Source organism: Citrobacter sedlakii, assembly GCF_018128425.1.
Taxonomy (GTDB): Bacteria; Pseudomonadota; Gammaproteobacteria; order Enterobacterales; family Enterobacteriaceae; genus Citrobacter_A; species Citrobacter_A sedlakii.
Window position 1 is genome coordinate 3,375,681 of sequence record NZ_CP071070.1, and the last position, 12,420, is coordinate 3,388,100.

Sequence of the window (12,420 nt, forward strand, 5' to 3'; positions counted from 1 at the left end):
GTCATGCATTGTCCGGCCTACAGCGCCTGATACTCTACGCAGGCCCGATCAGTGAATCGCCATCGGGCAGAGGTTCAGCGATCCCAGTAGGACTCCTCAAGACTGTCTTCCCGTTCCGGCAATCCTCGCGTCAGACGCGGGGAGTGTTGGTTCAACACCTGATAGCTGACCCGGTTCGCATACTTGCATACCTGCGCCAGTGACGAATAGGTCAACCAGGTAAAGGTATGCTTGCTGGAATTCGGCACGTTCGTGCGGTGATAGCTGTTAGCAGTAATATCATGCAGTAGCGCCGCCAGCGCGCCGTCGCCCGCGCCGTTGGTATTCATGATCTTTTCCGGACCGCCCATATACGGCGCGATATGAGAATAGACCCGCAGCGGATTCACGCAATCCTTATGACGCATCGCGCGGCTGAACTCGTACTGGTTAAACTCGGCAATCGCGCCCGGCAATAATGGATGCTGGGTTTTCCGTTTGGCTTCGTCTTCGGTGAAGCCCGCCATATACAGGCCGATCGGCCCGGCGGTGCAAAGCACCAGATCCACCCAGTCCAGCGCCTTGTCCGACGCCAGCAGCGGATCGCTCTCTCCGGTCAACGCTTCGGCTTCTTCTTCGTTCATCGCCAGAATTGAGACGTTTTCTTGCAGAAATGCCTGCCACCACTGTGGGTTATCGGCAATCACGAATTTGGTGCCAAGCGTCAGCACTACCGGCACATTGTGTTTTTTCGCATACCCGATGGCCTTCATGGTCGCTTCCGGCATTGGTTCTCCTGGCTTACAGCGCACCAGATAGGAGGTTAATACCAGCGCAGAGGCACCGGCAATCACCGACTCTGGGATGCTTTCCGCACGCAGTTGGTTCATGTGGCCGGGGCTGATGGCGAAGGTACGCTCACCGGATTCGCCGATCAGGGTAAAACAACGGCCAATCGGTCCGTCCACGCCCTGAAGATAGTTGAGATCGGTACGGCTGGAGGTATTGCACAAATAGCGATAGGCATAGCTGCCTATTTCGATGTTACTGCACATGACGCCAAGCAGCACCGAGCGATCGTCCGCCAGCACCGAATAGTTGTGCATGGTGTTGCCTATGGTGCCGCCCGCAAACTGATGAGTGATTAAATTTCTCTGCTTCAGCTCCTGATATAACGCTTCCGCCACGTCATCTTCGATCACCAGAGAATGTCCGGCGCTTAATCCGTAACGTTGTATAAACTCGTCATCGACTTTCGCTTCAATATCCACCAGCGTCTGGTCGATACCGACGACCCACGCGGCGCTACTCTCGTTTTCAGGCTGAATTTGTTGCAGCAGCGGATCGCGCGCATTGACGGGGAAATAGTGTTTGGATTTGCGTTTACCGGGAAATTTCATGACTGTTTTTACGGGTGACTAACGGAGCGGTGCATGGTAGCACATTCCCCCCCGCTTCCGCAGAGTTTCAATATCCGACGACGGGATCGCAGTTTCTGCGGCGAGAATTTTTACAATGTTCCTTTTTCACAAGGAGCGTTCGATGAAACCGGAAAATAAGCTTCCCGTCCTGACGTGCATTTCAGAAGAGATGCAGACAGTGCTTGATGTCCACCAGGACGACCTGCCGCCCTGGCCGCCCGCCGATGATGTTAAAGCCATGCGCCAGCATTACCAGCTTGAGCGTCGTTTCTGGAATCTTGATGCGCCAGCGATGACGACGCGAGAATATACGATTCCGGGCGCGCACGGCGAACTGACCACACGGTTTTACTGCCCGGAGCCAGAAAGTCAGGCAACGCTCTTTTACCTGCACGGCGGCGGATTTATTCTCGGCAATCTCGATACCCACGACCGCATTATGCGTCTGTTGGCACAATATAGCCGGTGTACGGTGGTAGGCATTGATTATTCCCTGTCGCCCGAGGCCCGTTTTCCGCAGGCTATTGAAGAAACGGTTTCTGCCTGCCAGTTTTTTCATCAGCACGCGGACGATTATCAACTGAACATGTCGCACATTGGCTTTGCCGGTGATTCGGCGGGAGCGATGCTGGCGCTCGCCAGCGCGCTGTGGTTGCGGGATAAACGGTTGGAATGCGGGAAAGTGGCCGGCGTGTTGCTATGGTATGGTCTGTATGGCTTGCAGGACTCGCCCAGCCGTCGGCTGCTGGGCGGCGAGTGGGACGGCCTGAGTCGCGACGATCTGAAGATATTTGAGAACGCCTATCTGCGTACCGCAGAAGACCAGGAGTCGCCTTACTATTGCCTGTTCAATAACGACCTGACGCGCGACGTGCCGCCATGCTTTATCGCCACCGCCGAATTTGATCCGCTTATTGACGACAGCCGCCTGCTTTTTGACACGCTCAGGACGCACCGCCAGCCGTGCGAATACAAAATGTATCCCGGCACGCTGCATTCCTTCCTGCACTACTCCAGGATGATGCGTAGCGCTGACGAAGCGCTTCAGGACGGCGCGCGTTTCTTTACCGCCCAGCTTTAGCGATACGCTGCGGTCAGTTTTAGCATCATATCAATATGTTCCGGTGTGGCATTAAGCGCCGGAATATATTCATATTTCTTGCCGCCCGCCTCAAGGAAGATCTCTTTGTTTTGTACCGCGATCTCTTCCAGCGTCTCCAGGCAGTCAGCCGCAAAGCCCGGGCACATCACCTGTATATGGCCGGTCCCTTTTTCACCGAGCATTTTCAGCGTTTCGTCGGTATAAGGCGTTAGCCATGGCTCACGACCAAAGCGCGACTGGAAGGTCATCATCACCTTGTCCGGCGGCAGGCCGAGCGCAGAAACCAGCTCTCGGGTGGTATCACGGCAGCGCTGCGGATAATCGTCGCCTTCATCTGCATAACGCTGCGGAATGCCGTGATACGACAGCAGCAGCAGATCGGGTTCGCCATGTTCTGCAAATGATGCCCGCACGCTGTTGGCCAGCGCATCAATGTAGGCGCTGTCGTCAGCGTAATCGCGAATGAATGAGATGCCGGGAATGTGGCGCTTGCGCTCAAGAATGCGCGCCAGTTCGTCCCAGACGGCAGCGACGGTCGAACAGGAATATTGCGGGTACAACGGCAACACGACGATATGATCGACGTGGTTGGCCAGCAGTTCATCCACTGCGCTTTCCAGCGATGGCGATCCATAGCTCATCCCGAGGGCAACCGGCGTATCCGGCAAGCGTGCGGCAAGCGCCTGCTGCTGCTGGCGGCTGTAAACCATTAGCGGCGACCCGCCTTCCATCCACACAGACTGATACAGTTTCGCCACGCGCGGCGAGCGCAGCGGCAAAATCACCCCGCGTAACAACGGCCACCATAAAAGACGAGGCGTATCAACAACGCGTTTGTCGCTGAGAAATTGCTTGAGATAGCGTTTCACTGCCGCTGGCGTAGGCGCATCGGGCGTGCCGAGGTTAGCCAACAAAATTCCGGTTTTCGTCTGACGCATTACCGCCTCTTATCGTTTCAACTGGTTGATAATTGTAGCGGAAAAGCAGAGAAGAAGAACTAATTGCTGCGAGAGGTATTTTTGGGCGAAGCCGGAGAGTAGCGTGCCGCGTTCTCTCCGGCCTACGGTGCGGTAAGCCCGATAAGCGTGGCGCCTTCGGGCATTTTACCGATTAACCGAGGATTTTTTCCAGGTCTGCACGCACGTCAGCCACGGCCTGTGTGCCGTCGACTTTGGCGTATTGGGTGTTACCGGCTTCCGCTTCTTTCTGGTAGTAGCCAATCAGCGGTGCGGTCATCTGATGGTATTCCACCAGACGCTTACGTACGGTTTCTTCCTGGTCGTCTTTACGGGTAGTCAGCTCTTCGCCGGTCACATCGTCTTTACCGTCCACTTTCGGCGGATTGAATTTGATGTGGTATACGCGGCCAGAGGCGGCGTGAACGCGGCGACCGACGATACGGTCCACGATCAGTTCGTCCGGTACGTCGAATTCGAGAACGTAGTCCACCACGATGCCCGCTTCTTTCATGGCGTCAGCCTGCGGAATGGTGCGCGGGAAGCCGTCTAACAGAAAACCGTTACGGCAATCTTCCTGGGCGATACGCTCTTTCACCAGCGCAATCACCAGCTCATCGGTCACCAGCTTACCCGCATCCATGATGTCTTTCGCTTGTTTACCCAGCTCGGAGCCAGACTTCACGGCAGCACGCAGCATATCACCCGTGGAGATTTGCGGAATACCATACTTCTCCATGATGAACTGAGCCTGAGTTCCTTTACCCGCGCCCGGAGCGCCAAGCAGAATGATACGCATTACGAAAATCCCCTTAAAGGTTGTCGATATTTTTTAAAAAAGCGCTAAACGATACCACCATCACGCAATTCGCTCAAGGAAGGTGCCCTGCGCTGAAACGGTTAACGGCGGGAAAATAAGAAAAGAGAGGAACAAATAAAAGAATGCCGGATGGCGCTGACGCTTATCCGACCTACAAACAGCAACCTGTCCGTAGGCCGGAAAGACGTTTTCGTCGCCTTCCGGCATCACCTCAACGCGGTCAGGAAACCAGCAGTTGGTTCATGCGACGGATAAACTGGTTCGGATCCTCCAGCGTCCCGCGTTCGGCAAACAGCGCCTGATCCAGCAGCAGTTCAACCCACTCTTTAAACTGAGCGTCATCTTCGGTGTCCGCAGTGCGTTTCACCAGCACGTGATCCGGGTTCAGTTCAAAGATGTATTTCACTTCCGGTACAGCCTGACCTGCGGCGGCAAACAGTTTTGCCATCTGAGTGCTCATTTCGTCCGCATCGGTGGTGACAATCGCGGGCGTGTCGGTCAGACGGTGGGTCAGACGCACCTCTTTCACCCGATCGCCAAGCAGAGTTTTCACACGCTCAACGAACGGCGTCAGCGCTTTTTCCGCTTCTTTCGCGCTTTCGTCCACTTCATCGGCCAGCTTGTCGATAGATTCGTCGGCTTTCGCCACGGACTGGAACGCTTTACCGTCGAATTCAGTCAGGTAATTCATCATCCATTCGTCGATGCGGTCGGAAAGCAGCAGGACTTCGATACCTTTCTTACGCAGCAGCTCCAGGTGCGGGCTGCTCTTCGCTGCCGCATAGCTGTCGGCGGTGATGTAGTAAATCTTCTCCTGCCCTTCTTTCATGCGGGAAACATAGTCTTCCAGCGAGACGGTCTGTGCGGAGGAGTCGGTATGGGTGGAGGCAAAACGCATCAGTCTGGCGATGGTTTCCTGGTTGGCGTGATCTTCCGCCGGACCTTCTTTCAGCACCAGACCGAACTGTTTCCAGAAGGTCTGGTATTTTTCCGCATCGTCCTTCGCCAGTTTTTCCAGCATTTGCAGAACGCGTTTGGTCAGCGCGCTGCGCAGATTACGGGTAACGGTGCTGTCCTGCAGGATTTCACGAGAAACGTTCAGCGGCAGGTCGTTGGAATCGATCAGACCCCGCACGAAACGCAGATAGTTCGGCATGAACTGTTCGGCGTCGTCCATGATAAACACGCGCTGGACGTACAGCTTCAGGCCGTGTTTATGATCGCGGTTCCACATGTCCCACGGCGCCTGAGACGGAATATACAGTAGGCTGGTGTACTCCTGCTTCCCTTCCACGCGGTTGTGGCTCCAGGTCAGCGGATCGGTAAAGTCATGGGCAATGTGCTTGTAGAATTCTTTGTATTCGTCTTCGCTGATTTCGGACTTGTTACGGGTCCACAGCGCCTGCGCCTTGTTGATTTTTTCCCAGGAGACAACGGTTTCACCGTCTTTCTCTTCCTGTTTTTCAATTTCTACCGGCAGCGCGATGTGATCGGAATATTTGCTGATGATCGAACGCACGCGCCAGTCATCGAGGAACTCATCTTCGCCATCGCGCAGGTGCAGGGTAATTTCGGTGCCGCGATCGTCTTTGGTGATGTCGGCAACCGTGTATTCGCCTTCGCCCGCAGATTCCCAGAACACGCCGTTTTCCGGCTTATCGCCCGCCGCGCGGGTGCGCACGGTCACTTTGTCGGCAACAATAAACGCGGAATAAAAGCCGACCCCGAACTGGCCGATCAGCTGGCTGTCTTTCGCCTGGTCAGATCCCATGGATTCGAGGAATGATTTCGTGCCGGATTTGGCGATGGTCCCCAGATGATCGATAACGTCATCCCGGTTCATGCCCACGCCGTTGTCGGCAATGGTCAACGTACGCTTATCTTTATCGAAGGAGACGCGCACGCGCAGTTCACCGTCGCCTTCATAGAGGTCCGGGTTTGACAGCGCGCGGAAACGCAGCTTGTCTGCCGCATCTGAGGCGTTAGAGATAAGCTCACGCAGGAAGATTTCTTTATTGGAATACAGAGAATGGATCATCAGATGCAGAAGCTGCTTTACCTCTGACTGAAAACCGCGAGTTTCTTGTCCTTTCATGTAGATCTACCTCAACAAAGCCATTTTTAATGGTAAAAACACGTTGAGGGGAAAATGGGGACGCGGGGGAGATATTTCAAGCGGAGGCCGCAAACGCCGCCTCCGTTTGTTCAGAATTTAAGCTTATGGCGACCGGCAAGAGAGTGTGACAGCGTTGTGCCGTCAACCATCTCCAGCTCACCGCCAACCGGAACGCCGTGAGCGATACGGCTGGCTTCGACGCCATATTGCGCGCAAAGCTCGGCAATATAGTTCGCCGTTGCCTCCCCTTCGACCGTGGGATTGGTCGCGAGGATCACTTCATTGAGCGGCTCAGAAGAAAGGCGCTGTTCCAGCCGGTCAAGTCCAATGTCGTCCGGCCCGATACCGTCGAGCGGCGACAGGTGCCCCATCAGCACGAAATAGCGCCCGGAAAATTGCCCGGTCTGCTCAATCGCGTAGATATCCGCCGGACTTTCGACCACGCAAATCTGACCGTTTTCCTGACGACGCGGGTTTGAACAGATATTGCACACGTCCTGCTCGGTGAAAGTACGGCAATCGGCACAGTGGCCGATTTCCGACATCGCCCGGGTCAGCGCTTGCGCCAGGCGCATCCCGCCGCTGCGGTCACGCTGTAACAGCGTAAACGCCATGCGCTGCGCCGACTTCGGGCCTACGCCCGGCAAACAGCGCAGTGCTTCCATAAGCTGAGTTAACAGCGGGCTGGTTTGCATCAGAACGGCATCTTAAAGCCTGGCGGCAGTTGCATACCGGAAGACACAGACGCCATTTTCTCTTTCTGCGTTTCTTCAATGCGACGAGCGGCATCGTTGAACGCGGCGGCAACCAGATCTTCCAGCATCTCTTTGTCATCTTCGAGCAGGCTCGGATCGATTTCCACGCGACGGCAGTTGTGCGCGCCGTTAATGGTCACTTTCACCAGACCTGCGCCGGACTCGCCGGTCACTTCCAGCTTCGCAATCTCTTCCTGCATCTGCTGCATTTTTTCCTGCATCTGCTGGGCCTGTTTCATCAGGTTGCCCAGACCGCCTTTACCAAACATAGGCTTCTCTCTCAATCACGTTAAGGGATGACAATCGTAAGCGACGCTTACGATCAAATGGGACGAATACTCTCTTCATCCAGATCCGCATCAAAAAAGCGACGCAGGGTCTGGATATTATTATCCGCAACGATCGACTCACGCGCCTGCGCAAGTTTTTCTTCATAAATGGCCTGACGCCACTCCAGCGGCGTGCGCACCGCCGGATTATCATCTTCTACGATAGTCAGTTCAACCGTTGTACCGGCCAGCGCGCTCAGCGCCTCGGCCAGTTTTTGTTTCGCGCCAGCGGAGTTCAGATGGCGCTGGCTGGAGCGCAAATGCAAACAGACAGCATTGCCGTCCTCTTCTTTCCAGGCATTGAGCGCCACCTGTTCCACCAGTTTCGGTAATGCTAACTGGCTCACCTGCGCCGCCCACGGGTCGCGTTCAATGGCTTCCGTCGCCAGCTTCGCCGCCAGCTCAGGCGTCTTTTCATGCTCCAGCGCTTTTTTCAGCGCTTTCGGCGTCGCGACAACGTCTTTCACTTCGACAACCGGAGTGGTTGCCTTCCAGCGATACGCTTCTTTCTTCACCGGCGCTTGTTCGAGCGCAGACGGTGCGGGACGCGCCTGCACGCGCTCCGTCACCGATGCCAGCCTTTCCAGCGCAGCGTTATTCACCGGCCGCGCGCGGGTTGCGGCTGCCGGTTCACTCTTTTTTGCTTTGGTTGCTCCCTGCGCGCGCTGAAGCTGATTGCGCGCCGCCAGCACCTGACTGGTGGCGTCGGACAATGGCGCGGCTGGCGCCTGCTGTGTCGGCGCAGACGGCTGCTGCGGCACCTGCGTCGGACTCATCACCGCAGTCGGGGCCACGGGCGCAAAAGACTGGCGCGGCGTCTCCGGTTCCGGCAACGGCATCCGTGGGTGAAACGCCAGCGCGCGCAGCAGGGTCATTTCAACCCCCATGCGTCTGTCCGGCGCGTAAGGCAGCTCTTTACGACCCATCAACAACGTCTGGTAATAAAGCTGTACGTCCGTTGGCGGTACTGTTCGCGCCAGTTCGCGCATCCGTACTTCAATTGTCGCCATGTCGCTGCCCAGCGCCGCGGGCGAAAGCTGGACCAACGCAATTCGATGCAGCAGGCCGAGCATTTCGACCAGCAACGCTTCCCACTCGATGCCGCGCGCCGCCGCGTCGTTGACCAGCGACATGACGCGTTCACCGTCGGCGGCGATCACCGCTTCCACCAGCGACAGCGCCTGGTCGTCATCCAGCGTACCGAGCATCGCGCTCACCGCCTGGGTTGAAACCTGACCGTCGCCGCTGGCGATAGCCTGATCGGTCAGGCTAAGCGCGTCGCGCAGGCTCCCGTCTGCCGCCCGGGAAAGCAACTGCAACGCGCGAGGTTCGTGCGCGATGTGCTCTTCATTAAGAATGTGCTCAAGCTGGTGGCGGATCTGCTCGACGTCCAGCGCCTTAAGGTGAAATTGCAGACAGCGGGACAATATGGTCACCGGCAACTTCTGCGGGTCGGTGGTCGCCAGCAGGAATTTGACGTGCGCGGGCGGCTCCTCAAGGGTTTTGAGCAGCGCGTTAAAGCTGTGACGGGACAGCATATGCACTTCGTCGATCAGGTACACCTTAAAGCGACCACGCGCAGGGGCGTACTGAACGTTATCCAGCAGGTCGCGAGTGTCTTCGACTTTGGTACGCGACGCGGCGTCAATCTCGATGAGATCGACAAATCGTCCCTGCTCAATTTCACGGCAGTTGTCGCAAACGCCGCATGGCGTGGCGGTGATCCCGGTTTCGCAGTTCAACCCTTTCGCCAGCAGACGGGCGATAGAGGTTTTACCGACGCCGCGAGTCCCGGAAAAAAGATAAGCGTGGTGAATACGCCCTAGCGACAAGCCGTTCGCCAGTGCGGTTAGCACATGTTCCTGGCCGACAACGTCAGCAAAGGTTGGTGGGCGCCATTTTCGGGCTAAAACCTGATAACTCATTGGCTGGCTCTGCAACGCTGGAAGGTGAATTCATAGGGGGGAATGCTAACACAACCTCGCTCAATGAGCGAGGTTGCGGGGACCGGGATTAATGCCCGGCAAAGGAGACCAGACAGTAACTGGCGATACCCAATTTTTCCAGACGCGCTTCGCCGCCGAGATCCGGTAAATTGATGATAAACGCCGCGTCATTGACTTCACCACCCAGACGGCGGATCAGTTTCGCGGTGGCTTCGATGGTGCCGCCGGTCGCTAACAGGTCGTCCACCACCAGCACTTTGTCGCCAGGCTGAATGGCATCAACGTGAATTTCCAGTTGATCGGTGCCGTATTCCAGCTCGTAGCTTTCAGCGATTGTCTCACGCGGCAATTTGCGCGGTTTACGTACCGGCACAAAACCAACGCCAAGCCCCAGCGCCACCGGCGCGCCAAACAGGAAACCGCGCGCTTCAGTACCGACCACTTTGGTAATGCCCGCATCTTTGTAACGCTCAACCAGCAAGTCGATGCTGAGCGCGTAAGCCTTCGGGTCTTCCAGTAAGCTGGTGACATCACGGAAAAGAATGCCCGGTTTCGGGTAGTCCTGAATGCTTTTAATGCTATTTTTGAGAAACTCAAGCTGCTGTGCAGTCGCGGTCATAAGTGTGTGCCTGATAAATACGGTATTACTCTACATTGCGCGCAGTATACTTCATCCTGCAGATTGCCTTAACGCACTTTGGACGATCGTGTGTATAGCAGGCCAAAGTTACCTGTGGTTAACCTTTGACCAGGCGCGCCTGTGCTCGAAAACGGTCGAATTTACTGGCTACAGCCGGTAATTGCAACTGCGATGATTACGCTTCAGTGCTTTTGTTGCTTTTCATCAACTACCGGGATTCGCCACATAAATATCAGCAGGCAGGCGAGGATGAAAAGCAGGAGGATCCGCACCCACATCATGGGGGTCAGCCACAATGAGACGCCAAAGGTCATCAGGATCAGAATGATCGCCCGGGATTTCGCGCCCGGCGGCATCGCTTTATGTTTTTGCCAGTAGCGTAAATAGCTGCCAAACCACGAACGGTAGAGCAACCACTGATGAAAACGCGGCGACGAGCGGGCAAAGCACCAGGCGGCAAGTAAAATAAACGGCGTCGTCGGCAGAAGCGGCAATACCACGCCAAGCGTTCCAAGGACAACCGCAAGCCAGCCCGTGATGATCAAGAAGATTCGTTGCATAATAAAGGCATGTCGCAAACCAGAACGCTACTTTAGCATAACAGTTATCATTTTCATTGGAGTGTTGAATTGAAAACCGCCATGCTGCTACAAAAGCTGGACGATCGGCTCGCCGAATTGCGCCATCGTTGCGCACCGCTAGCGCAGCACGCAACACTCAGCCCTCGCTTCGATCGCCAGCTTTTCCAGACCCGCACTACGCGTCTTCAGGACTGCGTAGAGGAAGCGGAGGCCAATCTTCAGGCGCTACGCCAGGCTGTTATGCGACAGCAGCTTCCACAGGTCGCCTGGCTGGCGGAACATCTCGCCTCACAGCTGGAGGCTATCGCCCGCGAGTGTGAAAGCTGGTCGCTGCGCGAATGGGACAGCGGTTCACCTACCCTGACCAAATGGCAGCGTAAACGCCTTCAGCATCAGGAATTTGAACGCCGCCTGCGAGCGATGACGCAGGAACGTAAAATGCGCCTCGCCGAAACCCACAGTCTGCAGGAACAACAGACGCTGCAGCGCGAAGTGGAAATCTATGAAGGTCGTCTGGCGCGCTGTCGCAAGGCGCTCGACAGCATTGAACGCGTCATCGCACACTTAACCCGCTAAACCCCGGAGAATCTATGTCACTGGAAAACGCCCCGGACGAGGTCAAACTGGCCGTCGATTTGATCGTGCTGCTGGAAGAGAATCAGCTCCCTCCGCGAACCGTGCTACGCGCGCTGGAAATCGTTATGCGTGATTATGAAAACAAGCTCAAAAGCGCGGAAGACGGCTCGCAATATCAATGATTACTGTCTGGTGGAGCGTCGCGGCGAATGGCATAGTCGCCGCAACAATTCGCGACCATTGGATGGCTCATGGAACGACTCCCCCCTTCACCGCACGATGCGGTTTTCCGACAGATGCTGACGCAAAAAGCCGTTGCCCGGGATTTTCTGCAGATTCACCTGCCCGGCCATTTTCTTCAGATCTGTAATCTGGACTCCTTAAAGCTGGAGTCCGGTAGTTTTGTCGAAGAAAATTTACGCAATCGGTATGCTGATATCCTTTATTCCTTAGAGACGGAACAGGGTCCTGGTTACATTTATGCGCTGATTGAACATCAGAGCACACCCGATAAGCTCATGGCATTCCGAATGATGCGCTATGCGATTGCCGCCATGCAGCGCCATCTTGATGCGGGACATACAACGTTGCCGTTAGTGGTGCCTATCCTCTTTTACCAGGGGCTAAAAAGCCCATGGCCCCACAGCCTCAACTGGCAAAGTCTGTTTAGTGAACCCGAGATGGCAAAGACGCTATACAACAGTGAATTTCCGCTGGTGGACCTGACGGCGATACCGGATAATCAGATCCTGCAGCATCAACGGATGGCGATGCTGGAACTCCTGCAAAAACATATTCGTCAACGCGATTTGAGTGAGTTACTGGATCAGTTGATCACATTGCTAACGCAGCAATCGCTTACCGACCCTCAACTTAACGTGTTGATAAACTATATGGTGAAGGCAGGTAATTGTGAAAATCCCGGCGTACTGATTCGCCAACTGGCACAGGGTGCGCCTCAGTATAAGGATCAACTGATGACGATTGCCGAATGGCTGGAAGAGAAAGGCCGCACAGAGGGTATTCAACTGGGCATGCAACAAGGTCTGGAAAAAGGCCGCCAGGCGGAGGCCCGTGCCATTGCGCGAAAGATGCTGGATGACGGGATGGAATCCTCACGTATTATGCAGTTTACTGGCCTGACCGCAGAAGAACTGGCTGCGCTGTCTCATTAAACAATCGAGGGGCGACATTCGCCG

Annotated in this window: 13 protein-coding genes and 1 other annotated feature; of the genes, 4 read left to right on the top strand and 9 right to left on the bottom strand. The window is 55.6% G+C overall.

Annotated features, from left to right (window positions below; all coding sequences use genetic code 11):
* Window positions 1–74: 74 nt before the first annotated feature.
* A complete protein-coding gene (gene gsk, locus JY391_RS16245) occupies window positions 75–1,379 on the bottom strand; it encodes an inosine/guanosine kinase (RefSeq protein ID WP_042285800.1) in 1,305 nt (434 codons plus the stop codon).
* Window positions 1,380–1,521: 142 nt separating this feature from the next.
* On the opposite strand from gsk, the gene aes reads away from it, so the two are divergent.
* Window positions 1,522–2,481 carry an acetyl esterase gene (aes, locus tag JY391_RS16250; protein WP_211934654.1) on the top strand — a complete coding sequence of 320 codons (960 nt, stop codon included), beginning with the start codon at window positions 1,522–1,524 and terminating at the stop codon, window positions 2,479–2,481.
* On the opposite strand, the gene hemH is transcribed toward aes, so the two are convergent.
* The 8 genes from hemH to JY391_RS16290 form a co-directional block, all read right to left on the bottom strand.
* Window positions 2,478–3,440: a ferrochelatase gene (hemH, locus tag JY391_RS16255; protein ID WP_060569045.1), complete on the bottom strand. Its 963-nt coding sequence runs from the start codon at window positions 3,438–3,440 to the stop codon at window positions 2,478–2,480. The genes aes and hemH overlap by 4 nt on opposite strands.
* 172 nt (window positions 3,441–3,612) lie before the next feature.
* Window positions 3,613–4,257, bottom strand: a complete 645-nt coding sequence (gene adk / locus JY391_RS16260; protein ID WP_042285806.1) for an adenylate kinase — start codon at window positions 4,255–4,257, stop codon at window positions 3,613–3,615.
* Between the two features lie 241 nt (window positions 4,258–4,498).
* A complete protein-coding gene (htpG, locus tag JY391_RS16265; RefSeq protein WP_181821853.1) occupies window positions 4,499–6,373 on the bottom strand; it encodes a molecular chaperone HtpG in 1,875 nt (624 codons plus the stop codon).
* Window positions 6,374–6,483: 110 nt separating this feature from the next.
* A complete protein-coding gene (recR, locus tag JY391_RS16270) occupies window positions 6,484–7,089 on the bottom strand; it encodes a recombination mediator RecR (protein WP_042285814.1) in 606 nt (201 codons plus the stop codon).
* Complete coding sequence (locus JY391_RS16275; RefSeq protein WP_001515903.1) at window positions 7,089–7,418, bottom strand: YbaB/EbfC family nucleoid-associated protein; 330 nt, start codon at window positions 7,416–7,418, stop codon at window positions 7,089–7,091. The genes recR and JY391_RS16275 overlap by 1 nt, the downstream gene beginning before the upstream one ends.
* 53 nt (window positions 7,419–7,471) lie before the next feature.
* Complete coding sequence (gene dnaX, locus JY391_RS16280; RefSeq protein WP_211934655.1) at window positions 7,472–9,403, bottom strand: DNA polymerase III subunit gamma/tau; 1,932 nt, start codon at window positions 9,401–9,403, stop codon at window positions 7,472–7,474.
* Window positions 8,075–8,139, bottom strand: a sequence feature (DnaX frameshifting element). It overlaps the preceding gene by 65 nt.
* A gap of 88 nt (window positions 9,404–9,491) precedes the next feature.
* Window positions 9,492–10,043 carry an adenine phosphoribosyltransferase gene (apt, locus tag JY391_RS16285; protein ID WP_042285819.1) on the bottom strand — a complete coding sequence of 184 codons (552 nt, stop codon included), beginning with the start codon at window positions 10,041–10,043 and terminating at the stop codon, window positions 9,492–9,494.
* A gap of 203 nt (window positions 10,044–10,246) precedes the next feature.
* Window positions 10,247–10,624, bottom strand: a complete 378-nt coding sequence (locus tag JY391_RS16290; protein WP_042285821.1) for a DUF454 family protein — start codon at window positions 10,622–10,624, stop codon at window positions 10,247–10,249.
* A gap of 69 nt (window positions 10,625–10,693) precedes the next feature.
* On the opposite strand from JY391_RS16290, the gene priC reads away from it, so the two are divergent.
* From priC to JY391_RS16305, 3 genes are all read left to right on the top strand, one after another.
* Window positions 10,694–11,221 carry a primosomal replication protein N'' gene (gene priC / locus JY391_RS16295; protein ID WP_211934656.1) on the top strand — a complete coding sequence of 176 codons (528 nt, stop codon included), beginning with the start codon at window positions 10,694–10,696 and terminating at the stop codon, window positions 11,219–11,221.
* A 14-nt stretch (window positions 11,222–11,235) separates the two neighbouring features.
* Window positions 11,236–11,403 carry a pleiotropic regulatory protein RsmS gene (gene rsmS / locus JY391_RS16300; RefSeq protein WP_042285825.1) on the top strand — a complete coding sequence of 56 codons (168 nt, stop codon included), beginning with the start codon at window positions 11,236–11,238 and terminating at the stop codon, window positions 11,401–11,403.
* A gap of 69 nt (window positions 11,404–11,472) precedes the next feature.
* On the top strand, window positions 11,473–12,396 hold the full coding sequence (locus tag JY391_RS16305; RefSeq protein ID WP_181821856.1) for an Rpn family recombination-promoting nuclease/putative transposase: 924 nt from the start codon (window positions 11,473–11,475) through the stop codon (window positions 12,394–12,396).
* Window positions 12,397–12,420 lie beyond the last annotated feature (24 nt).